General features: G+C 61.1%; 29 protein-coding genes. 17 read left to right on the top strand and 12 right to left on the bottom strand.

From position 1 onward, the window contains the following. Positions 1–327: 327 nt before the first annotated feature. The 6 genes from phhA (at position 328) to AB7M25_RS22475 (ending at position 4,736) form a co-directional block, all read left to right on the top strand. Positions 328–1,119 carry a phenylalanine 4-monooxygenase gene (gene phhA / locus AB7M25_RS22450; RefSeq protein ID WP_007975312.1) on the top strand — a complete coding sequence of 264 codons (792 nt, stop codon included), beginning with the start codon at positions 328–330 and terminating at the stop codon, positions 1,117–1,119. A gap of 105 nt (positions 1,120–1,224) precedes the next feature. After that, on the top strand, positions 1,225–1,581 hold the full coding sequence (locus AB7M25_RS22455; protein WP_007975310.1) for a 4a-hydroxytetrahydrobiopterin dehydratase: 357 nt from the start codon (positions 1,225–1,227) through the stop codon (positions 1,579–1,581). Next, the gene (locus AB7M25_RS22460; RefSeq protein WP_429385768.1) at positions 1,581–2,774 is read left to right on the top strand and encodes an amino acid aminotransferase; all 1,194 of its coding nucleotides are present in this window, start codon (positions 1,581–1,583) and stop codon (positions 2,772–2,774) included. The genes AB7M25_RS22455 and AB7M25_RS22460 overlap by 1 nt, the downstream gene beginning before the upstream one ends. Positions 2,775–3,032: 258 nt before the next feature. Beyond that, complete coding sequence (locus AB7M25_RS22465; protein WP_015096286.1) at positions 3,033–3,164, top strand: hypothetical protein; 132 nt, start codon at positions 3,033–3,035, stop codon at positions 3,162–3,164. Positions 3,165–3,238: 74 nt separating this feature from the next. After that, positions 3,239–3,436: a hypothetical protein gene (locus tag AB7M25_RS22470; RefSeq protein ID WP_007975307.1), complete on the top strand. Its 198-nt coding sequence runs from the start codon at positions 3,239–3,241 to the stop codon at positions 3,434–3,436. A 100-nt stretch (positions 3,437–3,536) separates the two neighbouring features. Continuing rightward, positions 3,537–4,736, top strand: coding sequence for an MFS transporter (locus AB7M25_RS22475; protein WP_007975306.1), 1,200 nt, complete (start codon positions 3,537–3,539; stop codon positions 4,734–4,736). Here the strand turns inward: AB7M25_RS22475 and arfB are convergent. The 7 genes from arfB to AB7M25_RS22510 all read right to left on the bottom strand — a co-directional run bounded on the left by arfB (position 4,733) and on the right by AB7M25_RS22510 (position 12,392). Then, the gene (gene arfB / locus AB7M25_RS22480) at positions 4,733–5,146 is read right to left on the bottom strand and encodes an alternative ribosome rescue aminoacyl-tRNA hydrolase ArfB (protein ID WP_429385767.1); all 414 of its coding nucleotides are present in this window, start codon (positions 5,144–5,146) and stop codon (positions 4,733–4,735) included. The two genes, AB7M25_RS22475 and arfB, sit on opposite strands and share 4 nt — an antisense overlap. A gap of 218 nt (positions 5,147–5,364) precedes the next feature. Then, on the bottom strand, positions 5,365–6,777 hold the full coding sequence (locus AB7M25_RS22485; RefSeq protein WP_429385766.1) for an amino acid permease: 1,413 nt from the start codon (positions 6,775–6,777) through the stop codon (positions 5,365–5,367). A gap of 851 nt (positions 6,778–7,628) precedes the next feature. Further along, positions 7,629–8,849 carry a 23S rRNA pseudouridine(2605) synthase RluB gene (gene rluB, locus AB7M25_RS22490; protein WP_454238009.1) on the bottom strand — a complete coding sequence of 407 codons (1,221 nt, stop codon included), beginning with the start codon at positions 8,847–8,849 and terminating at the stop codon, positions 7,629–7,631. A gap of 255 nt (positions 8,850–9,104) precedes the next feature. Further along, complete coding sequence (gene scpB, locus AB7M25_RS22495; protein ID WP_454238010.1) at positions 9,105–10,055, bottom strand: SMC-Scp complex subunit ScpB; 951 nt, start codon at positions 10,053–10,055, stop codon at positions 9,105–9,107. A gap of 11 nt (positions 10,056–10,066) precedes the next feature. Beyond that, on the bottom strand, positions 10,067–10,825 hold the full coding sequence (locus AB7M25_RS22500; RefSeq protein WP_172435665.1) for a segregation and condensation protein A: 759 nt from the start codon (positions 10,823–10,825) through the stop codon (positions 10,067–10,069). A gap of 60 nt (positions 10,826–10,885) precedes the next feature. After that, positions 10,886–11,515, bottom strand: coding sequence for an L-threonylcarbamoyladenylate synthase (locus tag AB7M25_RS22505; RefSeq protein ID WP_033047950.1), 630 nt, complete (start codon positions 11,513–11,515; stop codon positions 10,886–10,888). A gap of 13 nt (positions 11,516–11,528) precedes the next feature. Beyond that, on the bottom strand, positions 11,529–12,392 hold the full coding sequence (locus tag AB7M25_RS22510; protein ID WP_015096293.1) for a PHP domain-containing protein: 864 nt from the start codon (positions 12,390–12,392) through the stop codon (positions 11,529–11,531). Between the two features lie 87 nt (positions 12,393–12,479). Here AB7M25_RS22510 and AB7M25_RS22515 point away from each other — a divergent pair, with 87 nt between their 5' ends. The 6 genes from AB7M25_RS22515 to AB7M25_RS22540 all read left to right on the top strand — a co-directional run bounded on the left by AB7M25_RS22515 (position 12,480) and on the right by AB7M25_RS22540 (position 16,795). Further along, positions 12,480–13,076 carry a septation protein A gene (locus tag AB7M25_RS22515; RefSeq protein ID WP_007975298.1) on the top strand — a complete coding sequence of 199 codons (597 nt, stop codon included), beginning with the start codon at positions 12,480–12,482 and terminating at the stop codon, positions 13,074–13,076. A 1-nt stretch (position 13,077) separates the two neighbouring features. Then, on the top strand, positions 13,078–13,377 hold the full coding sequence (locus AB7M25_RS22520) for a YciI family protein (protein WP_007984134.1): 300 nt from the start codon (positions 13,078–13,080) through the stop codon (positions 13,375–13,377). 111 nt (positions 13,378–13,488) lie between these two features. Further along, positions 13,489–13,902 carry a translation initiation factor 2 gene (locus AB7M25_RS22525; protein ID WP_104449933.1) on the top strand — a complete coding sequence of 138 codons (414 nt, stop codon included), beginning with the start codon at positions 13,489–13,491 and terminating at the stop codon, positions 13,900–13,902. Positions 13,903–13,909: 7 nt separating this feature from the next. Next, positions 13,910–14,587: a response regulator transcription factor gene (locus AB7M25_RS22530; RefSeq protein WP_429385763.1), complete on the top strand. Its 678-nt coding sequence runs from the start codon at positions 13,910–13,912 to the stop codon at positions 14,585–14,587. A 227-nt stretch (positions 14,588–14,814) separates the two neighbouring features. Beyond that, complete coding sequence (locus tag AB7M25_RS22535; protein WP_454238011.1) at positions 14,815–15,264, top strand: Spy/CpxP family protein refolding chaperone; 450 nt, start codon at positions 14,815–14,817, stop codon at positions 15,262–15,264. A gap of 187 nt (positions 15,265–15,451) precedes the next feature. Continuing rightward, a complete protein-coding gene (locus AB7M25_RS22540; RefSeq protein WP_454238012.1) occupies positions 15,452–16,795 on the top strand; it encodes an ATP-binding protein in 1,344 nt (447 codons plus the stop codon). 152 nt (positions 16,796–16,947) lie between these two features. On the opposite strand, the gene AB7M25_RS22545 is transcribed toward AB7M25_RS22540, so the two are convergent. Next, complete coding sequence (locus tag AB7M25_RS22545) at positions 16,948–17,514, bottom strand: nitroreductase family protein (RefSeq protein ID WP_429385760.1); 567 nt, start codon at positions 17,512–17,514, stop codon at positions 16,948–16,950. A 121-nt stretch (positions 17,515–17,635) separates the two neighbouring features. Here AB7M25_RS22545 and AB7M25_RS22550 point away from each other — a divergent pair, with 121 nt between their 5' ends. After that, positions 17,636–19,090, top strand: coding sequence for a TrkH family potassium uptake protein (locus AB7M25_RS22550; protein WP_429385759.1), 1,455 nt, complete (start codon positions 17,636–17,638; stop codon positions 19,088–19,090). On the opposite strand, the gene AB7M25_RS22555 is transcribed toward AB7M25_RS22550, so the two are convergent. Beyond that, the gene (locus AB7M25_RS22555; RefSeq protein WP_429385757.1) at positions 19,047–20,108 is read right to left on the bottom strand and encodes an AraC family transcriptional regulator; all 1,062 of its coding nucleotides are present in this window, start codon (positions 20,106–20,108) and stop codon (positions 19,047–19,049) included. The genes AB7M25_RS22550 and AB7M25_RS22555 overlap by 44 nt on opposite strands. Before the next feature lie 160 nt (positions 20,109–20,268). Here AB7M25_RS22555 and AB7M25_RS22560 point away from each other — a divergent pair, with 160 nt between their 5' ends. Together AB7M25_RS22560 and AB7M25_RS22565 are read left to right on the top strand one after the other, a co-directional pair. Continuing rightward, positions 20,269–20,580 carry an Mpo1-like protein gene (locus AB7M25_RS22560; protein WP_429516874.1) on the top strand — a complete coding sequence of 104 codons (312 nt, stop codon included), beginning with the start codon at positions 20,269–20,271 and terminating at the stop codon, positions 20,578–20,580. Between the two features lie 27 nt (positions 20,581–20,607). Next, on the top strand, positions 20,608–21,198 hold the full coding sequence (locus AB7M25_RS22565; protein ID WP_104449941.1) for an HD domain-containing protein: 591 nt from the start codon (positions 20,608–20,610) through the stop codon (positions 21,196–21,198). Between the two features lie 84 nt (positions 21,199–21,282). Here the strand turns inward: AB7M25_RS22565 and AB7M25_RS22570 are convergent, their stop codons facing one another. Next, positions 21,283–22,098: a UDP-2,3-diacylglucosamine diphosphatase gene (locus tag AB7M25_RS22570; RefSeq protein ID WP_429396861.1), complete on the bottom strand. Its 816-nt coding sequence runs from the start codon at positions 22,096–22,098 to the stop codon at positions 21,283–21,285. A gap of 134 nt (positions 22,099–22,232) precedes the next feature. Here AB7M25_RS22570 and AB7M25_RS22575 point away from each other — a divergent pair, with 134 nt between their 5' ends. After that, on the top strand, positions 22,233–22,997 hold the full coding sequence (locus tag AB7M25_RS22575; RefSeq protein ID WP_454238013.1) for an AraC family transcriptional regulator: 765 nt from the start codon (positions 22,233–22,235) through the stop codon (positions 22,995–22,997). A 71-nt stretch (positions 22,998–23,068) separates the two neighbouring features. Further along, positions 23,069–23,962 (top strand): DMT family transporter, encoded by an 894-nt coding sequence (locus tag AB7M25_RS22580; protein ID WP_429516879.1) that lies wholly within the window; start codon positions 23,069–23,071, stop codon positions 23,960–23,962. Here the strand turns inward: AB7M25_RS22580 and AB7M25_RS22585 are convergent. Together AB7M25_RS22585 and AB7M25_RS22590 are read right to left on the bottom strand one after the other, a co-directional pair. Continuing rightward, the gene (locus AB7M25_RS22585) at positions 23,956–24,243 is read right to left on the bottom strand and encodes a SelT/SelW/SelH family protein (RefSeq protein ID WP_429516881.1); all 288 of its coding nucleotides are present in this window, start codon (positions 24,241–24,243) and stop codon (positions 23,956–23,958) included. The genes AB7M25_RS22580 and AB7M25_RS22585 overlap by 7 nt on opposite strands. A 33-nt stretch (positions 24,244–24,276) precedes the next feature. Beyond that, positions 24,277–25,530 carry a type IV pilus assembly protein FimV gene (locus tag AB7M25_RS22590; protein ID WP_454238014.1) on the bottom strand — a complete coding sequence of 418 codons (1,254 nt, stop codon included), beginning with the start codon at positions 25,528–25,530 and terminating at the stop codon, positions 24,277–24,279. Positions 25,531–25,594 lie beyond the last annotated feature (64 nt).

The following is a 25,594-nucleotide window of genomic DNA, read 5'->3' on the forward strand; positions in this document are numbered from 1 at the left end:
TGACGTATCAGACAGACCGCTTTCGCGAGCAAGTCGAATCGTCGCACCGCCGCTCCCACAGGGGGTTTTGCGGTGCGCGCTCGATCGCATTTTTCTTTCGACGCGCTCAGATAGTCGTCAAGATTATGTGACAGTCAAAGGGTTTTTCAAACCGAGAAATCTCAATACCTGCGCGGTCACGGTCACTTCGTAACGAAAACTTTACGATTATCGGGGGATTTTCCTACGTTTGACGCCGAACACCTGCTGCAACAGTGCAATCCTTGGGGTATTTCTAGGTCAATAGCAGTACATAACAAGAACGACATCCCCTAGCAGGAGAGCAGTATGAAGCAGACGCAATACGTGGCTCGCGAGCCCGATGCGCAAGGTTTTATCGACTACCCCGCCGAAGAACACGCGGTGTGGAACACGCTGATCACTCGCCAACTGAAAGTGATCGAAGGGCGTGCGTGCCAGGAATACCTGGACGGTATCGAAAAACTCGGTCTGCCCCACGACCGCATTCCTCAACTCGGCGAAATCAACAAGGTCCTCGGTGAAACCACCGGCTGGCAGGTTGCCCGGGTTCCCGCACTGATTCCCTTCCAGACCTTTTTCGAATTGCTGGCCAGCAAGCAGTTTCCGGTGGCGACCTTTATTCGTACCCGCGAAGAACTGGACTACCTGCAAGAGCCGGACATTTTCCACGAGATCTTCGGTCACTGCCCGCTGCTGACCAATCCGTGGTTCGCCGAATTCACCCACACCTACGGCAAGCTCGGCCTGAAGGCTTCCAAGGAAGAACGCGTGTACCTGGCGCGCCTGTACTGGATGACCATCGAGTTCGGCCTGGTCGATACCCCGCAAGGCCAGCGCATCTACGGCGGCGGCATTCTGTCTTCACCGAAGGAAACCGTTTACTGTCTGTCGAACGAGCCTGAACATCAAGCCTTCGACCCGCTGGAATGCATGCGCACACCGTACCGCATCGACATCCTGCAACCCCTGTATTTCGCTCTGCCGAACCTCAAGCGCCTGTTCGACCTGGCCCACGAAGACATCATGGGCATGGTCAAGCAAGCGATGCAGATGGGTCTGCACACGCCGAAATTTCCGCCAAAACCAAAAGCTGCGTGAACCGCGACTTTTGCTGACAAGTGAGTCTGTCAGTCACCGTCGCTTTGGTTTAGCGTGACGGTACTGTCGACCGATATAAAAACACTCGATTACAGGAAACACACCATGTCCACTTTGAACCAAGCCCATTGCGAAGCCTGCCGCGCCGACGCCCCACAAGTCAGCGACGAAGAACTGCCGATCCTGATCAAGCAGATCCCGGACTGGAACATCGAAGTACGCGACAGCATCATGCAGCTGGAAAAGGTCTTCCTGTTCAAGAACTTCAAACATGCACTGGCCTTCACCAACGCCGTCGGTGAGATCTCCGAGGCTGAAGGCCATCACCCGGGCCTGCTGACCGAGTGGGGCAAAGTGACCGTGACCTGGTGGAGCCACTCGATCAAGGGCCTGCACCGCAACGACTTCATCATGGCCGCGCGCACCGACGAAGTGGCCAAGGACGCTGAGGGGCGCAAGTAATGCACTTCGACGCCATCGGCCGAGTGCCCGGCGACCCGATTCTGGGCCTGATGGAGGCCTACGCGCAGGACCCGAACCCGCGCAAGTTCGATCTGGGCGTGGGAGTCTACAAAGACGCCCAGGGCCTGACGCCAATTCTCGAGTCGGTGAAACTTGCCGAGCAGCGCCTGGTGGACGGCCAGTCCACCAAGACCTACATCGGTGGTCATGGCGAACCGGCGTTCGGCAAGGCAATCAATGAGCTGGTGCTGGGCGCCGATTCGAAGCTGATCAGCGCACAACGCGCCGGCGCCACCCAGACTCCGGGCGGTACCGGGGCCTTGCGCCTGAGCGCGGACTTCATCGCCCAGTGCCTGCCGGGGCGCGGCGTCTGGTTGAGCAACCCGACCTGGCCGATCCACGAAAGCATTTTCGCGGCCGCCAAGGTCAAGGTCAGCCATTACCCCTACGTCGGCAGCGACAACCGCCTGGATGTCGACGGCATGCTGGCAGTGCTCAACGAAGCGCCCAAGGGTGACGTGGTGTTGCTGCACGCCTGCTGCCACAACCCGACCGGGTTCGATCTGTCCCACGACGACTGGCAGAGGGTGCTGGAGGTAGTACGCAAGCGCGAATTGCTGCCACTGATCGACTTCGCGTATCAAGGATTCGGCGATGGCCTGGAGCAGGATGCCTGGTCGACCCGGCTGTTCGCCGCCGAGTTGCCGGAACTGCTGATCACCAGCTCTTGCTCGAAGAATTTCGGCCTGTACCGCGATCGCACCGGCGCGCTGATTGTCTGCGCGAAAAGCGCCGACAAGCTCACCGATATCCGCAGCCAGCTGGCCAACATCGCCCGCAACCTATGGTCGACGCCGCCGGATCATGGTGCCGCCGTGGTCGCGACCATCCTCGGCGACCCGGAGTTGAAAAACCTCTGGGCTGACGAAGTGGAAGGCATGCGCCTGCGTATCGCCCAACTGCGCAGCGGTCTGGTGGAAGCACTGGAGCCTCACGGTTTGCGCGAGCGCTTTGCGCACATTGGCGTGCAACGCGGGATGTTCTCCTACACCGGCCTTTCACCTGAGCAAGTGAAGAACCTGCGGGATCATCACAGCGTGTACATGGTCAGCTCGGGCCGGGCCAACGTGGCGGGGATTGATGCCACGCGCCTGGATCTGCTGGCCGAAGCGATTGCCAAGGTCTGCAAGTAACCCCCCTGTGGGAGCGGGCTTGCTCGCGAATGCGGTGTGTCAGGCGATGCAAATGTCGGCTGATCAGACCTCTTCGCGAGCAAGCCCGCTCCCACATTTGCTGTGTGTTGCCCCCTCTAGACCTGTCTTTACAATCCCATCCGTCGAAACAAATGGATATAAAAGTCCGTTTGTCATTTTCAGTGCTGTATCCTGCCCAGGCTTTTTTAAAGCGCGGATCTACCAGATCTATCAACAGACTTAGCGAGGAGCGCAACCATGCACGAGATTCCTAATCTCCCCTTCCCAAGCCTGCACGTACCTGAGCAGACGACCACGCAACAAGCCGGAGCCCAACAGCCCGAGCCGAAAGAAGCCACTGACCGCCGCCAGGCTGACAGCGAAGACTGAAACACCCGCCGTACAGACCGTGTGGAAAGCGCTACCATGCGCTTTCCACACTGCCTGAAACGCGAGCCCGCACCATGACCGATGAACTCAGCGAAACCTTTGATGAAAAGCAGGCAAGCGTCCTGATCGGCACCGCCGAGAAAATGATCGAGATCTGGAATCGCCTCACCCCCGAGAAACAAGCCGCCCTGCTCGCCCGCTTCGGCACCCAGGAAAATGCGCTGGCCGCCCTGGTCACTACGCAACTGGTTGCGCCCGTCAAAGCTGAATGACGCCGCCCGGCAAATAGTTTTACTTTTTCACAACCAACGACCGTCCGCACCGCTATCATAAGCAGCCTATCTATCCTGCTTTACCGTGGACCCTTTACCCATGCCTGAAAACCAGCGCCCCCTGGCGGTCACGCTGCAAGTCGTTTCCATCGTCCTTTTCACCTTCATCGGCTACCTGAACATCGGCATCCCCCTGGCCGTATTGCCCGGTTACGTCCACAGCGACCTGGGCTTCGGCGCGGTGGTCGCGGGCCTGGTGATCAGCGTGCAATACCTGGCCACCCTGCTCAGCCGCCCCTATGCCGGGAAGATCATCGACAACAAGGGCAGCAAACTGGCGGTGATGTATGGCCTGGCCGGTTGCGGCCTGAGCGGCGTGTTCATGTTGATCTCGGCCTGGACCCAGAGCCTGCCGACCTTGAGCCTGATCAGCCTGTTGATCGGCCGTCTGGTTCTCGGCAGCGCGGAAAGCCTGGTGGGCTCGGGCTCGATTGGCTGGGGCATCGGCCGGGTCGGCGCGGCGAACACGGCCAAGGTCATCTCCTGGAACGGAATCGCCAGCTACGGCGCACTGGCCGTCGGCGCGCCCTTGGGCGTTTTGATCGTCCATCAACTGGGTTTGTGGAGCATGGGCGTGAGCATTGTGCTGCTGGCCGTGCTCGGCCTGCTGCTGGCCTGGCCGAAAACCGCCGCGCCGATCGTTGCCGGTGAGCGCCTGCCGTTCATGCATGTGCTCGGGCGCGTCTTCCCACACGGCTGCGGCCTGGCTCTGGGCTCCATCGGCTTTGGCACCATCGCCACCTTCATCACCCTGTATTACGCCACGCAACACTGGGACAACGCGGTGCTGTGCCTGAGCCTGTTCGGCGCCAGCTTCATCGGCGCGCGCCTGCTGTTCGGCAACCTGATCAACCGTCTCGGCGGCTTTCGGGTCGCCATTGCCTGCCTGTCGGTGGAAACCCTGGGCTTGCTGTTGCTGTGGCTGGCACCGGATGCACATTGGGCGCTGGCGGGTGCGGCGCTGAGCGGCTTCGGCTTTTCGCTGGTGTTTCCGGCGCTCGGCGTGGAAGCGGTCAACCTGGTGCCCGCCTCCAGCCGTGGCGCAGCCGTCGGCGCCTATTCGCTGTTCATCGATTTGTCGCTGGGGATCACCGGGCCGCTGGCCGGGGCCATTGCGGCGGGCTTTGGTTTTGCTTCGATCTTCCTGTTTGCGGCCCTCGCCGCGTTGAGCGGATTGATACTCAGCCTTTACCTGTACCGGCAGGCACCGAAGCAACGCGAAGCGCGGGACGCCCGCTAGAAGTCGACCTTGCCGCGCCCGGCCTTGATGTTGCCGCGCTTGCTCTTGGATTCGAGGCGACGGGTTTTCGAGCCGAGGGTCGGCTTGGTCGGACGGCGCTTTTTCTCGACCTTGGCGGCACTCTGGATCAACTCGGTCAGGCGCAACAGCGCATCGGCGCGGTTCTGCTCCTGCGTCCGGTACTGCTGAGCCTTGATGATCAACACACCGTCGCTGGTGATGCGGCTGTCGCGCAGCGCCAGCAGCCGCTCCTTGTAGAACTCGGGCAAGGACGACGCCGGAATGTCGAAGCGCAGGTGCACCGCGCTCGACACCTTGTTGACGTTCTGCCCGCCCGCGCCCTGGGCGCGAATGGCCGTCAACTCGATCTCGGCATCCGGCAGATGCACGTTGTTGGAAATCACCAGCATGGAAAAGCGTCCGTATTCAGAGCGTGCAGGATACCTTGAATAGACTGGGCAGACGCGGTCCTTGTGGGAGCGGGCTTGCTCGCGAAGAGGGAGTGTCAGTCACCATTTACTTAGCTGACACACCGCATTCGCGAGCAAGCCCGCTCCCACCGGGGATTTGTATGAGCCTGAAAACAACAAACCCGGCGCATGGCCGGGTTTGTCGTTTCTGCGGGGAGTTACTTCACTGCCGCCTGCAACGCAGGTTGTGCACTGCGCTTGTTCTTGATGCCGTAGCAGACCCACATGAACACGAGCCATACAGGAATCGCGTACACCGATGTCTGGATCCCCGGAATCAACAGCATCACACCGAGAATGAACAACACGAACGCCAGGCAGATGTAGTTGCCGTACGGGTACCACAGGGCCTTGAACAGCGGCGTCTGCTTGGTCTTGTTCATGTGCTGGCGGAACTTGAAGTGCGAATAGCTGATCATCGCCCAGTTGATCACCAGGGTGGCAACCACCAGCGACATCAGCAATTCCAGCGCGTTTTGCGGGATCAGGTAGTTCAGCAGCACCGCGATCAGGGTCACGGCGGCCGAGGCCAGGATCGAACGCACTGGCACGCCGCGCTTGTCGATCTTTGCCAGGCCTTTCGGCGCATCGCCCTGCTCGGCCATGCCCAGCAGCATGCGGCTGTTGCAGTAGGTGCCGCTGTTGTACACCGACAACGCCGCGGTCAGGACCACGAAGTTGAGGATGTGCGCCGCGGTGTTGCTGCCCAGCATCGAGAACACTTGCACGAACGGGCTGCCGCTGTAGGAGTCACCGGAGGCGTTCAGGGTGGTCAGCAAGCTGTCCCATGGTGTCAACGACAGCAGGATCACCAGGGCACCGATGTAGAAAATCAGGATCCGGTAGATCACCTGGTTGATCGCTTTCGGGATCACGGTTTTCGGCTTGTCGGCTTCGGCAGCAGTGAAGCCGAGCATTTCCAGGCCGCCGAAGGAAAACATGATGAAAGCCATGGCCATCACCAGACCGCTGACACCGTTCGGGAAGAAACCACCGTGGGACCACAGGTTGCTCACCGCCGCTTGCGGGCCGCCATTGCCGCTGACCAGCAGGTAGCTGCCCAGGGCAATCATGCCGACGATCGCCACGACCTTGATGATCGCGAACCAGAACTCGGCCTCGCCAAACACTTTGACGTTCGCCAGGTTGATGGCGTTGATCAGCACGAAGAAGCCCGCTGCGGAGACCCAGGTCGGGATGTCCGGCGCCCAGTAGTGGATGTACTTGCCGACCGCGGTCAGCTCCGACATGCCCACCAGGATGTACAGAATCCAGCAGTTCCAGCCCGACAGGAAACCGGCAAAGCCGCCCCAGTACTTGTGGGCGAAGTGGCTGAAGGAGCCGGCAACCGGATCTTCGACGATCATTTCGCCCAGTTGGCGCATGATCATGAAAGCAATGAAGCCGCAGATGGCGTAGCCGAGGATCATCGACGGGCCGGCGGACTTGAGTACCCCGGCCGAGCCGAGGAACAGACCGGTACCGATCGCGCCACCTAAGGCAATCAATTGAATGTGGCGATTTTTCAGGCCGCGTTTCAGCTCGCCTGATTGCGGGTTTTGTCCACTCATGAAAAGGGTCTCACGCAAGGTTTGATGATGTTCAGTCGACGTTGCTGCTCAAGAAAGGCGTTAAGCGGCACCGATCAAACCCCAGCGCAGGCACCAGGAGTTCAGCGTATTTACAACGGTCATGCGTCACCTGTTTGTTTTTATCTGTGACGAAATCGAACCCGACACGCTCGTGACGCGGCGGAGTGAACAAGGCGGATAGCCTTGAGGGTTGCGCAGATGCGCAGGAGGTCACAGGTAAAACGCGGCGCATTGTACACCTGTAACCCCCTGCTGCCAGACCCGCTGGACAAGCGTGTCTATGGCCGGGATTGCCTGTGTCCGCCCCGGAAGGCCCGGGCGGCTGCAAAAAATGGGTCAGATCCTTGCGGATCATCGACGGGAAAGGCAGGAAAACCGCCTCTCGCGGAGAGATGGAGATGGAATACGGCGTTCATTGCGCCTCCTTTTTGTTATGCACCTGCACGACAGGCATGGCGCGCATAACACCCTGCATGGAGCGGTGAAACAAGCGGGCCAGAGAGCTGGAAGAAGGAAGGAAGGCATTGAAGCGTAAGCGTTTTCTTACGGCATTCTGGGAATGGCGAATCCACGGGGCTAATCGGTGAATTTCGTCAGGTTTTCTTTACAGACCGTAACATCGGGTTTCCATTCGGGAGAGTGTGGTGTTGCCGCTGACGCCTTCGCGGGCAAGCCCGCCCCCACAGTGGATCGCATTTCTCCAGAACAACCCGGTCTCCTGTGGGAGCGGGCTTGCCCGCGAAGAGGCCCTCAAAAACGACACAGACTTAAAGCCAGGCAAAAAAAACGCCAACCCGAAGGTTGGCGTTTTTTATGAAGCGCTCAGCCGATTATTCCGGCTTGCGACGACCAAAGCCCGGACGCTGGCCGGATCCGGCCGGCGCGCCACGGCGCTTGCCCGATGGCGTGTCACCGTCGACCAGCTTGATCCCCGGACGCTTCGGCGCCGGCTTGGCCGGGCGCTTGGTGTCGGCCGGGCGATCGGCTACCGGCGTACCACGACCTTCGCCACGCTCGGCACGGCCATTGGCCGGACGTGGCGTGCGTGGACCGCGTTCGCCGTCCGGGCGCGCAGCAGGCTTGCGCCCTGGACGCTCGCCTTCGATCTGCGGCTCGCGGCTGGCACGTGGAGCGACAGGAGCGGCAGGAGCCCCAGCGGCTGGACGCAGGGTACGCACACGCTCGGTCTTGGCCATCGGACGCGACGACTTGCGCTGCATACGGTCAAGCTTGTCTTTGCTCTTGGCGTTCATCTGCGGCATGGCGACCGGCGTCAGGCCGACCTCGGCACTCAGAATGTCGACTTCGTATTGGCTCATTTCGCGCCAGCGGCCCATCGGCAGGTCGGAGTTGAGGAACACCGGACCGAAACGTACGCGCTTCAGACGGCTGACCACCAGGCCCTGAGATTCCCACAGGCGACGAACTTCGCGGTTACGACCTTCCATCACCACGCAGTGGTACCAGTGGTTGAAACCTTCACCACCTGGCGCCTGCTTGATGTCGGTGAACTTGGCCGGGCCATCTTCAAGGACAACGCCAGCCTTCAGACGCTCGATCATCTCGTCATCGACTTCGCCACGCACACGTACCGCGTATTCACGGTCCATTTCGTAGGAAGGGTGCATCAGGCGGTTGGCCAGCTCACCGTCGGTGGTGAACATCAGCAGACCGGTGGTGTTGATGTCCAGGCGACCGATGTTGATCCAGCGTCCCTCTTTAGGGCGCGGCATCTTGTCGAACACGGTCGGACGGCCTTCCGGATCGACACGGGTGCAGATTTCGCCGTCGGGTTTGTTGTACATGATCACGCGGCGCACCGATTCGGCGGCCTCTTCGCGCTTGATCACCTTGCCATCGATGGTGATGGCGTCGTGCATGTCGACGCGCTGGCCAAGGGTGGCGTCTTTGCCGTTGACCTTGATGCGGCCGTGGCTGATCCAGGCTTCCACGTCACGGCGCGAGCCGACGCCGATACGGGCGAGGACTTTCTGCAGTTTTTCGCCTGCTGGGCCGATTGGCTGGTCGTCTTGCTGGTCTTTGATACTCATCTGGGCACCTCCCGGTGTGGTCTGAAATCTGGGTACTTTGGCGAAGGGATCGCCGAAGGGTCGAGAATCATACGCGCATGCGGGCGATTGCGCATCAGAGACTAGCTGATCAAGGCAAGGTTATTGGTTTTTCCGCCGGCCGGTGACATGTCGGCCTTCTGTAGGAGCTGGCTTGCCAGCGATGCATCCAACGCGGTGTATCTGGGAGGCCGTTGCGATGCCATCGCCGGCAAGCCGGCTCCTACAGGGTCGAGATCAGTCTTCGAACTGACGGCGTTCGGCTTCGATGGCTTCGGCCAGAGCGAGGGCTTCGGCCTCTTCGTCCGACAGTTCCGGCTCGGGTTTCGGCTGTTCGAGGGCTGCCACGGCGGCCAGGAGTTTTCCCCGGGCTTCGGCAACGCCGAGGATGTCGTCTTCCTGCTCCGGTTCCATTTCCGGCTCAGGTTCAGGCTCGATGTCGGGCTGCTCCGAATCAAACTCAGTCACCGCGCCATCACGCAACAAGTCATCGAAGTCGGTCTTGATCCCCTCCTCCATGCTGTCCAGCTCCAGCAACAGCGTGTGGAAACTGGTTTCTTCCTTCGGCTCTTCCGGTTCCGCGCTGGCGTCGGCCAACGCTTGCAACCCGGCGGGTACCGGGGCGTCGTCGAAATCGAGCACCGGGTCCGGTTCCAGCTCGCGCAGTTCCGCCAGCGGTGGCAAGTCGTCGAGGTTTTTCAGGTTGAAGTGATCGAGGAACGCCTTGGTGGTGGCGAACATCGCCGGTTTTCCGGGTACGTCGCGGTAGCCGACGATGCGGATCCACTCGCGCTCCATCAAGGTCTTGACGATGTTGCTGTTGACCGCCACCCCCCGCACGTCTTCGATTTCGCCGCGGGTGATCGGCTGGCGATAGGCGATCAGGGCCATGGTTTCCAACATGGCGCGGGAATAGCGCTGCGGGCGCTCCTCCCACAGACGCCCGACCCACGGCGCAAATTTCTCGCGAATTTGCAGGCGATACCCCGAGGCCACCTCCTTGAGTTCAAACGCGCGACCATCGCAAGACTTGGCGAGAATCGTCAGGGCCTTCTTGAAGACCGGCGGTTCCGGGCGCTCGCCCTCCTCGAAGAGTTCGAACAGGCTTTCCAGGGATTGCGGCTTTCCCGAGGCCAGCAGAAAGGCTTCAAGCAAGGGTGCCAGGTCACGGGGTTCAGTCAGGTTCATGTTTCGACTCGTTATTCGGCTCGGGCTCGCACGTGGATCGCGGCAAATGGCTCATTCTGCACCAGCTCGACCAGGGATTCCTTGACCAGTTCAAGGATCGCCATAAAGGTCACCACCACGCCAAGGCGCCCTTCTTCAGCGGTGAACAGCTCGACAAACGGCACGAAACCGCCGCCCTTGAGGCGCTCCAGCACATCGCTCATGCGCTCCCGGGTAGACAGCGCCTCGCGGCTGACCTGATGGCTTTCGAACATGTCCCCACGGCGCAATACCTCGGCCATGGACAACAGCAACTCGGACAGCCGCACGTCCGGCAACAACTTGCGAGCCCGGGCCTCCGGGGCGTCGAGTTTGGGCACCACCACGTCGCGACCGACGCGGCTCAAGCCATCGATGCCTTCGGCGGCGGCCTTGAAACGCTCGTATTCCTGCAAGCGGCGGATCAGTTCGGCGCGCGGGTCGTCCTCTTCGTCTTCGATGGTTTCGGCCCGCGGCAGCAGCATCCGCGACTTGATCTCGGCCAGCATCGCGGCCATCACCAGGTACTCGGCGGCCAGTTCCAGGCGCACCGACTGCATCAACTCGACGTAGCCCATGTACTGGCGGGTGATTTCCGCCACCGGGATGTCGAGGATGTTGATGTTCTGTTTGCGGATCAGGTACAGCAGCAGGTCGAGGGGGCCTTCGAAAGCTTCGAGGAAGACCTCGAGGGCATCCGGCGGGATGTACAGGTCCAGCGGCATTTCCATGACCGCCTGGCCATAGACCATGGCGAAGGGCAGTTCCTGCTGGGCTCCGGCCTGACTGTCGACGGGTTCTACAGCGGACATCTAGGCCTCGACCATGAACGGCGCAGGGTCGCCGCAACCGACGCGGATGACTTCCGGTTCGCCGTCGGCGAGGTTGATCACGGTGGACGCCTTGATCCCGCCAAAGCCGCCATCGATGATCAGGTCGACCTGGTGCTCGAGCAACTGGCGCATTTCATGGGGGTCATACATCGGGTCGGTTTCACCGGGCATGATCAGACTCACGCTCATCAACGGCTCGCCGAGCTGCTCCAGCAATGCCAGGGCAATCGGATGGCTGGGCACCCGCAGGCCAATGGTGCGTTTTTTCGGGTGCAGCAACAGTCGCGGTACTTCGCGGGTGGCGTTGAGAATGAAAGTGTAAGGCCCCGGCAAATGGGCCTTGAGCAAGCGGAAAGTGCCGGTATCGATCTTGGCGAACAGACCCAGTTGCGACAGATCACAGCAAATCAGCGCGAAGTTGTGCTTTTCATCCAGCCCGCGCAAACGCCGAACACGCTCCACAGCCACCTTGTCGCCGATCTGGCAACCAATGGCGTAGGAAGAGTCTGTGGGGTAAATCACCACCCCGCCCTTGCGGATGATTTCGACGGCCTGTTTGATCAGGCGCGCTTGCGGGTTTTCCGGATGAATCTGGAAAAATTGACTCACATTCTCTACCTGTTCAGACGGCGGCAATAACTGGGTCATGTTTGAATCGACACCATAGCGGTGGCAGATCCTCGGGGAGTGGCCGGTATTCACCGATCTCCGACCAGCCTCCGGGGCCATGAAAATCACTGCCGGCGCTGACCAGCAGACCGAACTCGCGGGCCAGAATGGCCAGGCTGCCCACTTGTTCGGCAGGCTGGTAACCATTGACCACTTCGATGGCGTGGCCCCCTGCTTGAATATAGTCGGCAATCAGGCGACGTCGCTTGCTTCGAGTGAATTCGTAGTGCCAGGGGTGTGCCAGGCTGACCCAGGCCTTGGCCGCGCGCAGGGTTTCGACGGTTTCTTCCAGGGTCGGCCAGTGTTGCTTGACGTCGCCCAGCTTGCCGGCACCCAGCCATTTGCGGAACGCCTCGGCGCGATCCTTGACGAAACCTTCACGCACCATCCAGTCGGCGAAATGCGGGCGGGCCGGCGCGTTTCCGCTGTCGCCCAACGCCTGCTGGATCTCCCGGGCGCCATCCAGCGCCCCCGGCATGCCCTTGAGCGCCAGTTTGCGGCTGATTTCCTCGGAGCGCAGCCAGCGGCCATCATGCAATCTGGCGATGGCCTCGACCAACGGCGCGGCGTTCACGTCAAAACCGTAGCCCAGCACATGAATGGTCGCGCCGCCCCAGGTGCAGGACAATTCGACGCCGTTGACCAGTTGCATCCCCAGCGCGGCAGCCGCGTGCCGGGCCTCGTCGAGGCCCTCAAGGGTGTCGTGATCGGTCAAGGCCAGGACTCGCACGCCTTTCTCGAACGCCCGCGCCACCAGAACCGCAGGCGCCAGGGCGCCATCGGAGGCCGTGCTATGGCAGTGCAAATCAACATTCACAGGGCTTTGTAACCTCAAATCAGCTGGCGCTATCGCGCGCCCATATGTTTGTTATTATGCCGCCACATCCTGCTTCTGGCTGCCACTGTGAAACAATTCATCGATTTCATCCCGCTCCTGCTGTTTTTCATCGTCTTCAAAATCGATCCACGGGTTGTCGACATCGCCGGCCATGAGGTCACTGTAGGCGGTATCTACAGCGCCACCGCGATGCTGATCGTCAGTTCCCTGGTGGTCTACGGCACGCTGTTCATCAAGCAGCGCAAGCTGGAGAAGAGCCAGTGGCTGACCCTGATCGCCTGCCTGGTCTTCGGCAGCCTGACCCTGGCGTTCCACAGCGAGACATTCCTGAAGTGGAAAGCCCCAGTGGTCAACTGGCTGTTCGCCCTGGCGTTCATCGGCAGCCACTTCGTCGGTGACAGCCTGCTGATCAAACGCATCATGGGCCACGCGCTGACCTTGCCGGAGCCGGTCTGGACACGCCTGAACATCGCCTGGATCGCCTTCTTCCTGTTTTGCGGTGCCGCCAACCTGTTTGTCGCGTTCACTTTCCAGAGCTACTGGGTCGACTTCAAGGTCTTCGGCAGCCTGGGCATGACTTTGCTGTTCCTGGTCGGCCAGGGCATCTACCTGTCCCGCCATTTGCACGATGCCGACACCACTACGCCAAAAACCGAGGACTGACATGCTTTACGCAATCATTGCCACAGACGTCGCCAACTCCCTGGAAGCCCGCCTGGCCGCACGGCCTGCGCACCTCGAGCGCCTGCAAGTGCTCAAGGGCGAAGGTCGCATCGTATTGGCCGGCCCACACCCGGCCGTCGACAGCAATGATCCGGGCGCGGCGGGTTTCACCGGCAGCCTGATCGTTGCCGAATTCGATTCCCTGAGTGCCGCCCAGGCCTGGGCCGACGCCGATCCGTACATCGCTGCAGGTGTCTACGCCAACGTTCTGGTCAAGCCGTTCAAGCAAGTCCTGCCGTAACAAATCCCCCAAGCGATGAACCTTGTCGGTTCATCGCGTTCTCAGTCGCTCATTATTCCTGTTTATCGGCCGACAACCTGCCCAATACTCGTATTGGAATCAGGAGTCGCGATGCGCAAGGGTCCGTTGTGTCTGATGTTGGTCACGTTGTCGATCGTGGCGCCCGCCCACGGTGAAGAATATGCCGAGGGTGGAAACTCGACGCCGCTTTCCTTGAGCGCCGGCAGCCAGATCACCGAGTTGCAGCAACGCTTGAAAGAAAGCGAACGGCAACGGGAAGAACTGAGCAAACAATTGCAAACTGCCGATGGCGAACGCGAAAGCCCGCTGCTGGCCCGGTTGCGCCAGGAGAACCAGCGCTTGAAGCTGCAACTCAAGGAAGCCCAGGCCAGCAGTCCGCTGCCGCGCCTGCTGACCGACCAGCAACAATGGTTTGTCATTGGCGCCGGAGTAGCGCTATTGGCGCTGCTCTGCGGTATCTTCGCCAGTGGAGCAAGTCGAAAACGTCGACAATGGCTAAATTGAGTGAGTCATGAGCGAGCTGTTACTGATTGATGATGACCAGGAGCTGTGTGAGCTCCTGAGCAGTTGGCTGAGCCAGGAAGGGTTTCAGGTACGAGCCTGTCACGACGGCCAGAGCGCTCGCCGTGCGCTGGCCGAAACCGCTCCGGCGGCCGTGGTACTGGATGTGATGTTGCCTGATGGCAGCGGCCTGGAGCTGCTCAAGCAGTTGCGCAGCGATCACCCGGATCTGCCGGTGCTGATGCTCTCGGCCCGGGGCGAGCCCCTGGACCGTATCCTCGGTCTGGAACTGGGCGCCGATGATTACCTGGCCAAACCCTGCGACCCACGGGAACTGACCGCCCGCCTGCGCGCCGTCCTGCGCCGTAGCCACCCGGCAGCGGTATCCAGCCAGCTGGAGCTGGGCGACCTGTGTTTCAGCCCGGTGCGCGGGGTGGTCAACATCGACGAACAGGAATTCACCCTCACCGTTTCCGAAAGCCGCCTGCTGGAAGCCCTGCTCAAGCAGCCCGGCGAACCCCTGGACAAACAGGAACTGGCGCAGATTGCCCTCGGCCGCAAGCTGACCCTGTACGACCGCAGCCTGGACATGCACGTCAGCAACCTGCGCAAGAAGATCGGCCCACACCCCGATGGCCGTCCGCGCATCGTGGCCCTGCGCAGCCGCGGCTATTACTACAGCCTCTGAGCCCGCCCCCTGTAGGAGCTGGCTTGCCAGCGATGAGGCCCGCGAGTCCTGCGTCGTAAACCATGACGCCATCGCTGGCAAGCCAGCTCCTACAAGGGTTGTGTTTTGTCAGGAAGATACAAAACCGTCTTTACCCAAGCTTTACCCTCCGCTGACCGCCGCTGACCTTGATCTGCGTAATCTGTACTCATCCGGAACGTACCGGGAACGAGACAAGGAGATTCACCATGCGCAAGACTCTTATCGCTCTGATGTTCGCGGCGGCCCTGCCGACCGTTGCCATGGCCATGCCTGAAGGCACTGGCCCCATGGATGGGCCGATGGACGGTTCACGCCACGGTGGTCAGATGCACGGCATGCACGGCAAAGGCCCATACAGTGAACTGGACCTGAGCCGTGAACAGCGCGAGCAGATCCGCAAGATCATGGGCGAGCAGATGCACGAGCGTAAGCAACTGGTCGATATGTACCTGGAGAAACTCTCGCCAGCCGACCAGAAAGCCATGAAAGACGAAATGGCCGCCAAGCACCAGAAAGCTGAAGCCGATGTGCGTGCGGTGCTGAAACCGGATCAACAGAAGAAATTCGACGAGATCCAGAAAAAACAGGCTGAACGTCGCGCCGAGTGGGCCGAGTTCAAAGCCTGGAAAGCGCAACAACCGCAAAAAGCGCAATAATGCGCTGACCCCGGACCCGACGGCTGAACACCGTTGGGTCTGATGCTTTTGATCTACTGTAGGAGCGAGCCTGCTCGCGATGGACGTCAACGATAACGCGCGGCATCAGGCAGCCCGTGTTGTCTATTCGTTTTTCGCGAGCAAGCTCGCTCCTACATGGGATTCTGTGTTTGTTTGAGGATTTCCTGTGCGTTCATTGTTCTGGCGTATCCTGGCCAGCTTCTGGCTGGCCATCGCTCTGGTTGCAGGGCTTTCCATCCTGCTCGGGCACATGCTCAACCAGGACGCCTGGATTCTCAGCCGCCACCCGGGCCTCAACACGCTGGCCGAACAGTGGACGCAAACTTACGAAAGTCAGGGCGAAGACGCCGCCCAGGATATTCTCCAACAGCGCAAACGCCAGTATCACATCGACGTTCAGGTGCTTAACGAGAGCGGCGATCCGGTGGTGCGCGGCACCTTCCCCAGACGTGCGGCGGCCTTTGAGGCGCGCCAGAACAATGATGACCGGCGCCTGCCATGGCGGCGTCTGACCGATGAGTTCACCAGCGAAAAAACCGGTGACACCTTCCTGTTCATCTACCGCATCCCGCACCCGGAACTGGACGCCTGGCACCGCGAGAGCCTGCTCTGGCCGCTCAGTGCCCTGGGAATCGCCCTGGTGGTGCTGACCCTGTTCAGCCTGCTGGTGACCTTCTCCATCACTCGTCCGCTCAGCCGTCTGCGCGGAGCGGTGCATGACCTGGGACAAACCACGTATCAACAGAACAGCCTGGTCAAGCTGGCCAACCGTCGCGATGAGTTTGGCGTCCTGGCCAATGACTTCAACCGCATGGGTGCGCGCCTGCAGAGTCTGATTGGCAGCCAGCGGCAACTGCTGCGCGATGTCTCCCACGAACTGCGCTCGCCTCTGGCCCGTCTGCGTATCGCGCTGGCGCTTGCCGAACGGGCCGGCCCACAGGAACGGGAACAGTTATGGCCGCGCCTGACCCGGGAATGCGACCGACTGGAAGCGCTGATCAGCGAAATCCTGGTGCTGGCGCGGGTCGACTCCGATAACGCCAGCGCCGAAGAGGTGGATCTGAATGCCTTGCTCAACACCTTGCACAAGGATGCTCAACTCGGTTCACCCGAGCAACTCGTACACCTCGAAGCCGAGTCGCAACTGAATCTGAAGGGCTGGCCGACCATGATCGAACGGGCCGTCGACAACTTGCTGCGCAATGCCCAGCGTTTCAATCCGGTGGGTGGCCTGCCGATCGAAATGCAGGCACTGCGTCAGGGTGAACGGATCGTCGTGACCGTGCGCGATCACGGGCCCGGGGTCAGTGCCGAATATTTGAGCCAGCTCGGTGAGCCGTTCTATCGGGCGCCGGGGCAGACCGCAGCCGGACACGGCCTGGGCCTGGCCATCGCCCGGCGAGCGGCGGAGCGCCATGGCGGCTGCCTGGTGCTGGCCAATCACCCTGAAGGCGGGTTCATTGCCAGCCTGGAATTGCCGTTGGTGCCGGGGGCAGTGGTGCAGCTCTGAAAGAAGGGGCCTAATGTGGGAGTGCCGGCCAAGACACAACCTCTGTAGGAGCTGGCTTGCCAGCGATAGCGATATCACAGCCGACATCGATCGTGATCGATCCGACGCCATCGCCGGCAAGCCGGCTCCTACAGTTCAATGTCCTGACGGATTCAGGCCTTACCCGGCCAGGCGCTGACGAATTCGGCCAGGTCGACCTTCTCGGCCACCCGCGGTTCTTTCTGCGGTGTGCCCAGGTACAGGAAAGCAATCACCTCTTCCCCCTCCGCCAGGCCCAACCCCTTGGCCACATGCGGCGAATACGCCAGGTCACCGGTACGCCACACCGCGCCAATGCCCTGCGCATAGGCCGCCAGCAAGATCCCGTGGGCCGCACAGCCCGCCGCCAGCAACTGCTCGGACTTCGGATACTTGACGTGATCCTGCAACCGCGCAATCACCACCACCACCAACGGCGCCCGCAGCGGATTGTTACGCGCCTTGTCGATGGCCGCTTCGCTGACTTCGCTGTCCGAAAGCTTCGCCGCTTCGACCAGCAGCTCGCCCATTTGCTCACGTGCCGCGCCTTCCACCGTCAGGAAGCGCCAAGGCTGCAAGTGACCGTGATCCGGGGCGCGCATGGCGGCGCCGAACAGCACCTCACGCTGCGCGGCAGTGGGTGCAGGGTCAATCAGTCGCGGAACGGAAACACGGTTGAGCAAAGCGTCGAGAGCCTGCATCGGCCACCTCCTGAAAAATTTGTGCGGCTATTCTAGCTGTAACTGCCGCAGCAGTGCCGGTTTACATGCCCTGCCTCACGGGTAGAATGGCGCCCTTTCCTCTATCAGCCGAGCGGACCTCATGGCGTTGCCGACCTTACGGATCATTGGTTTCATCATCGGCATCTTCCTGATCACGCTGGCGATCTCCATGGTCATACCGATGGCCACGCTGGTCATTTTCGACCGCACCAGCGATCTGCCGTCGTTCCTCTGGGCCAGCATGATCACCTTTGTCGCCGGGCTGGCGCTGGTGATTCCCGGACGCCCCGAACACATTCACCTGCGCCCCCGGGACATGTACCTGCTGACCGTCAGCAGTTGGCTGGTGGTGTGCATCTTCGCCGCGCTGCCGTTCCTGCTGACCCAACACATCAGCTACACCGACTCGTTCTTCGAAAGCATGTCCGGCATCACCGCCACTGGCGCAACCGTACTCAGCGGCCTGGACACCATGTCCCCCGGCATCCTGATGTGGCGCTCGTTGCTGCACTGGCTCGGCGGCATCGGCTTCATCGGCATGGCGGTGGCGATCCTGCCGCTGCTGCGCATCGGCGGCATGCGGCTGTTCCAGACCGAATCGTCGGACCGCTCGGAAAAAGTCATGCCCCGCTCGCACATGGTGGCGCGCCTGATCGTGGCGACCTACGTCGGCATTACCATTGTCGGCAGCCTGGCGTTCTGGTGGGCCGGGATGAGCCTGTTCGACGCGATCAACCACGCGATGTCGGCGATTTCCACCGGCGGTTTCTCCACCTCCGACCAGTCTTTGGCCAAGTGGCCGCAGCCTGCGGTGCATTGGGTCGCGATCGTCGTCATGATTCTCGGGGCCCTGCCGTTCACCCTGTATGTCGCCACATTGCGGGGCAACCGTCGGGCGCTGATCAAGGATGAACAGGTTCAAGGCCTGCTCGGCATGCTGCTGGTGACCTGGCTGGTGCTCGGCACCTGGTATTGGTGGACAACCCAGCTGCATTGGCTGGAGGCGTTGCGGCATGTGGCGCTGAACGTGACGTCGGTGGTGACCACCACCGGTTTCGCGCTGGGGGACTACAGCCTCTGGGGCAATTTCTCGCTGATGCTGTTTTTCTATCTGGGGTTTGTCGGTGGTTGTTCCGGCTCGACCGCGGGCGGTATCAAGATTTTCCGCTTCCAGGTGGCCTATATCCTGCTCAAGGCCAACCTGAACCAGCTGATTCACCCGCGCGCGGTGATCAAGCAGAAGTACAACGGTCACCGCCTCGACGAAGAAATCGTGCGTTCGATCCTGACCTTTTCGTTCTTCTTTGCGATCACCATCTGCGTGATTGCGCTGCTGCTGTCGCTGCTCGGCGTGGACTGGATGACCGCCCTCACCGGCGCGGCCAGCACCGTGTCCGGTGTCGGCCCGGGGCTCGGCGAGACCATCGGCCCTGCAGGCAACTTCGCGACCCTGCCGGATGCCGCCAAGTGGATTCTGTCGTTCGGCATGCTGCTCGGCCGACTGGAGATCATCACTGTGTTTGTACTGTGTATTCCGGCATTTTGGCGTCATTGACCGCTTCAGGTGCCTGCATCAGCCGCATCCGGTATTCACCGGGCGTGGCATCGAACCAGCGGCGGAAAGCGCGGAAGAAGTTGCTCGGGTCGGCGAACCCCAGCAAGTAAGCGATTTCCAGCAAGGTCATGTTCGGTTGCGCCAGATACTGCTCGGCCAGTTCGCGCCGGGTATCGTCCAGCAGCGCCTGAAAACTCGTGCCCTCTTCCTGCAAGCGCCGTTGCAAGGTGCGCTGGGAAAGATGCAGCGTCTGCGCCACGGTATCGCGCTTGGGCTCGCCCTGGGGCAACAGGCGGCACAACACCTGCCGCGCCTTGTGCGTCACGCGGCTTTCGGAAAAGCGCGCCAGGTACTCGCCGGCAAAGCGATCATGCAGCAACGCCATGGCTTCATTGGCCGTCGGCAAGGGTGCTTCCATGTCCGAACGCTCGAAAATCAGCGCATCGTAAGGCGCGTTGAACACCAGCGGGGCATGGAAGGCTTGTTTATAGGGTTCCGGATTGGCCGGTTCGGCGCCTTGCACCAGCACTTTGCGTGGATGCAGCGTACGCCCGGTCAACCAGCTGCACAGTGCCAGGGCGCAGGCCAGAGAAGCTTCGGCGCTCTGCCGGGTCGGCGGCAGGTGGTCGCCATGCACCGTCAGAATCAGCGCATAGCCTTCGTCCAGCAGTTGGAAACTCAGGTCGGCACTTTCGGCGATGATCCGCTGATAGCGCACCAGACGCTGAAAACCTTGGGCCAGTGTCTGGCTGGACATCAAGGCATAACCGGTCACATGAAACTGCGCCGGTCGCACCACCTTGCCCATGTTCAGGCCGATGGCCGGGTTACCGGACAGTTCGACCGCGCGTTGCCACAGCCGTGTCATGGAATCTTGCGGGAAGCGTGCATCCGGATCATCCAGTGCCGCGTAGTCGAGCCCCAGTTGCTTGAACAGAACCCGGCAATCCAGGCCGTCCATCTCCAGCGCTTTGACAATCCCCATCGTCCAGCTTGCAGAAGTCGTTCGTTCGCTCATGGCGTTTTCTTACATGGTGAGCCGCATGCGACGGCTATTGACCGAAGGATACTAAAGTGGCGCCTATTGTCACTGGCTGATGCCATTGATCACTCTAGACTCAAATAAGCTACCCGCAGAACAACTTGCAGTCAGAACAATAACCACAGAGATCGCAGTCGTGGAAAACATCAAACGCTTCAACAGCTTTGCTGAGTTTTACCCTTACTACCTCAGCGAGCACAGCAACAGTATCTGCCGCCGATTGCACTTTATCGGCACGACGCTGGTTATCTTGATACTGGCGCTGACCATTGGTCGCGGAGCCTGGATGCTGTTGTGGGCCCTGCCTCTGGCGGGCTACAGCTTTGCCTGGGCCGGTCACTTCTTCTTCGAGAAGAACCGCCCGGCAACGTTCCAACACCCCTTCTATAGCCTGCTCGGCGATTTTGTCATGTACCGGGACATGGTGCTGGGGCGCGTTCCGTTCTAGAGAACATCCGTCACAAGAGAGTTGCCTATGAATGCCAATGCCCGCTTCACCCACATGAAGGACGGCACGCAGGAAGACTGGGCGATCATCGCCGCAGACTTCAGTGCCTACGCGCGACAATTGCCGACAAGGATTGTGGCGCACCTGAAGTTGCTGGAGGGTGATTTTGGCGGATTCCCGGTGGATCGCCTGACCCACTCCCTGCAAACCGCCACCCGCGCCTTTCGCGATGGTCGCGACGAAGAATACGTGGTCTGCGCCCTGCTCCATGACATCGGCGACACCCTGGGTTCCTACAACCACCCGGACATCGCCGCAGCGATCCTCAAGCCGTTCGTCAGCGCCGAGAACCTGTGGATGGTGGAGAAACACGGGATTTTCCAGGGCTACTACTTCTTTCATCACCTGGGCATGGATCGGCATCTTCGCGAGCAGTTCCAGGACCATCCGCAATACCAGGCGACCGTCGAGTTCTGTGCCAAATACGATGCGGCGGCGTTTGATCCGGCGTATGACACGCTGCCATTGAGTTTCTTCGAGCCGATGATGGAGCGGTTGTTTGCCAGGCCGAGGAACTCGATCTACAAGGCGGCGATGGAAGAGCACTCGCCGGCCTGAAAGATCCAGCGGGACTTGTAGGAGCCGGCTTGCCGGCGATAGCGTCCGTGTGAGCCCCATCGCCGGCAAGCCGGCTCCTACAGTCTAAGCAGGCTCGGCGACCTTCACCGCCTTCATCTGCGCCTCCCGCGCCTGGGCGTCCGCCAGTCGATACAGCTCGATCGAACCATCCCAATGCTCGATCAGCGCCGTGCACGACTCTACCCAGTCGCCGCAATTGAGGTAATCCACCTCGCCCACCTTGCGAATCTCGGCATGGTGAATGTGCCCGCACACCACGCCGTGCAGCTCGCGTTTGACGCATTCATGGGCGATGGCTTCCTCGAAGTCGCTGATGAAGCTGACCGCGGTTTTCACCTTGTGCTTGAGGTAGGCCGACAGCGACCAGTAGCCATAGCCATATCGCGCGCGCCAATGATTGAGCCAGCGGTTGAGGGTCAGGGTGAATTCGTAGGCCGAGTCACCGAGAAAGGCCAGCCAGCGATGGTACCGGGTGATCACATCGAACTGGTCGCCATGGATCACCAGCAGATGCCGGCCATCGGCGGTGACGTGTACGGCTTCGTCCACCAACTGGATATTGCCCAGGATCAACTTCGAATAGCGGCGCAGGAATTCATCGTGGTTGCCGGTGACGTAGATCACCTCGGTGCCACGCTTGCTCATGGTCAGCAGGCGACGGATCACGTTGGTGTGCGCCTGCGGCCAGTACATGCCGCCGCGCAGTTTCCAGCCGTCGATGATGTCGCCGACCAGATAGATTTTGTCCGCGTGGTAGCCCTTGAGAAACTGCGACAGGTGTTCAGCCTGGCAATCCCGGGTGCCCAAATGCACGTCGGAAATCCATAGCGTCCGTACGCGTTGCTTACGGGTGGGTTTGGCGAGCTCGGCGCTGGTCATGGGCAACCCTCTGGCAAGTTTTGCCAAGTCTGCCGCGGCCCGGTTAATGGTCCATGACAGCGTCAAGTCAGTCCTGTGACAACGCTTGTTGGCCGGCTCGGTGTAGACTGACGCCCTGAACCGGGAGACCCGCGATGAGACCGATCCTCACGCTCCGCCAATACAGCCACGACCTGATCGTCCACAGCCATGACCACGCGCAATTGGTGTTCGGGCTTTCGGGCGCCCTGGATTTCGAGGTCGACGGGCGTGGCAGCCAGGTGGTCCAGCAGAGTTTCGTGGTGGTGCCCTCAGGCGCGCATCACGCATGTGGCAGCGCCAATGGCAGTCGCTGCCTGGTGCTGGATGTGCCCAGCGAACAATGGGTTGCACAGTCGCTGGGCGATCATGCCGAGTCCAGCCGACGCTTGCTCGACAACGCCGGCCGCCTGCCCCTGGACGCGGGACAAAGCCAATTGGTCAGTTGGCTGGCGAACAGTCCGGTCGATGACCCGCTGATCGCACAACAAGGTGCGGTGTTGTTGCTGGCCAGCCTGAACAACGCCAGGCCCGACGCCGTCGGCGGTCGGCGCCTGCCCTATGCCGCGCTGAATGCACACATCGACCAGTACGCGGCGTACCCGCTGCAGGTGGCCGACCTGGCCCGGGTGGCCGGCCTTTCCAGTGCCCGTTTGCATGCGCGGTTCGTGGCTGAATGCGGGCAGACACCGATGGACTACATCCGCAGCCGACGCCTGCATATCGCGGTGGGCATGCTGCGCAACTCGGCGCTGCCCATCGGCGAGATTGCCAGCCGCGTCGGCTACAGCTCCCAAAGTGCCTTCGCGGCGGCGGTGCTGCGCGAGTTCGGGGCATCGCCCGGGAAACTGCGGCGCGAGGCTGGCGACAAAAAACGCTAGTCTGCCGACAGACTTGACGGGCCATTACGCGCTTCAATGAGGCCTCTGTTCGTTTGTCATCAAGGATTGCAATGACTCCCCGTACCGCGCTTGGCGCCTTGCATATCGGCGCATTGATGTTCGGCCTGACCGGCGTGTTCGGCAAACTGGCTGTCGCATCACCGGCGATCATCGTGTTCGGCCGTGCCGCTTTTGCCGTGCTCGCACTGGCGTTTTTTGCGCGGTTCGCCAGCCAGACGCGCTGGCAGAAACTCGAGGCCGTGGACTGGCGTCGGTTGCTGCTCAGCGGCTTGTTGCTCGCCGGGCACTGGGTGAGTTTCTTCATTGCGGTGAAAGTCGCAGGCGTGGCGATTGCAACGCTCGGCTTCGCCAGTTTCCCGGCCTTCACCGTGATCCTCGAAGGGCTGATCTTCCGCGAGCGCATTCGCGCCAATGAGATTGTGCTGGTGCTGCTGGTGAGCGTCGGCCTGGTGCTGGTCACGCCCGATTTTGATCTGGCCAGCGGCGCCACCACGGGCCTGCTGTGGGCCGTGGGTTCCGGCTTGTTGTTCGCCCTGCTGTCGCTGACCAACCGTGCCGGCTCCGGGCGAGTCCCGCCCGTGCAGGCCGCGCTGTGTCAGAACGTGGTGGTTGCCCTGTGCCTGCTGCCGGTGGCGGCGCCTCAATTGAGCGAAGTACGCGCCATCGACTGGCTGTGGATCGGCCTGCTCGGTGTGTTCTGTACCGGTGTCGCCCACAGTCTGTTCGTCGCCAGCCTGGCGGTGATCAAGGCACGCACCGCCGCCGTGGTGTTCGCCCTGGAGCCGGTCTATGGCATCACCGTCGCCTGGCTGCTGTTCAACGAAAACCCGACCCTGCGCATGTTGCTGGGAGGTGCGTTGATCATTGTGGCAATAGTGGTATCCAGCAGGCTCTCAAGCAGTTCGAGCAAGAAAGCCGTAACCGCCGAGGCTGCGTCTCACTGAGTGCGGTCGCTGTGTCCCAGGTCGCGGTCCGGGTCGATCTGATCGCGGACCCGCTGCTTGAGCACTTTGGCTTCAGGGAAGCCACCGTCCGCCTTGCGCTCCCAGATCTGCACGGCGTCACAGAAAATATGGAAGACCCCGCCGGTGCCCGGCACCAGGGAAACTTTGCCCAGGTCGTCACCAAAGGTGCTGAGCAGTTCCTGGGCCAGCCAGGCGGCACGCAACAGCCACTGGCATTGCGTGCAATAGGTGATGACGATTTCCGGTTTGTGGGCGGTCATGATGGGGCTTGACTCCAGAGTTTGACGACGCCGCTATGATAGCCCGGCCGGTGCCTGTCGAGTCGGCTGATCAGGTTGTGCCTCCAACCCGAACGCAGGCTCGATCATGGCCAGAGCAACCGGTTGCCTGGTCTCGCCTGGGCTGATCACGTCCCAACTCGACGCCATGGACAGCGCCTCCAGGTTGAGCCGGTACTCATCGTCAATGGCGGATTCGCCGGACATCGCCAAACCGGGAGCCACCGCCACGGCAGCAGCGACCGGGATGGAGTGACGGTTATCGACCCACTCAAGTTCATCATTGGCTGGCACCCCGTCGCGCTGCACAGTGGGCGATTGCGTGACGGGCGGCCAGATCACTGGCTCGGTAAAAAACTCAGCCGACGGCTCGTGCGGCGACGGCAGAACCTCTGAAGCTGTGGCCTGATGCTGCTGGCGCCGGCGAGGAACAAACCAGCCCAGCGCCAGCAACGCCATCAGCGCTGACACGCCGGCAATCTGCAACCAGCCAACCCCGGGAGGTTCAGCAATGGCGGGGGCCGGTGCCACTGCATCAGAAACCATGGGTTGCGCCTTTACCTTCTTGAGTTCAGCCAGCTGGGTTTGCAGCTCGGCCAACTGCTGTTTCTGGCCGTCGATCAGCTCATCCTGGCTTTGCAGCTTCGCAGTGAGCTCATCGACAGTGGATTGCAACATGTGGTTTTGCAGGGTGCTGACAGCCAGTTGCTCCACAGCGGGATCGACCATGGAGACGTCAGTTGCTGGCGTCGTCTTTGCCACGGGGGGCGGCGTTTCGATCGGTTGAACCTTGGGGAATGCGGACGCGGCGGAACTGGAAACCGGTTTATCGGTGGTGGCAACAATGCCTGGCGAACCCGGCGGATCGATCAGCACCGTGTACTCGCGCAATAATCGGGCGCCGGGCTGATCGAGCTGCACGAGGAAATTCAGGAAGGGTTCACTGACCGGTTTGCTGGATGTCACCTGGATCACGCTGCGCTTGCCGCGCAGGACCGGGGTGAATGTCAGATTGTCGAGGAAAAAGACCCGGTCGACCCCGGCACGGCTGAACTCGTCTGCCGATGCCAGGCTCACCGACAGCTCGCCCTCCTCCAGGCCAGCCGCATCCACCAGGGCGATATCGGCACGCAGCGGTTGATTCAGCGCCGAATGCAAGGTGATTTCACCCAGGCCCAGCGCCGGAGCCCATGCCGAGTAAGTGATCGCCGCCCCAGCCAGCAACCCCTGTGAACAACCGCGCACAACCAACCGCCAACACTTGAGCATGAGCATCCTTGAGATCTACAAAAATTACCCGTACGCGTTCGTACATCCGTTACGAACACGATAT

Source organism: Pseudomonas sp. AP3_22 TE3818, from assembly GCF_053628995.1.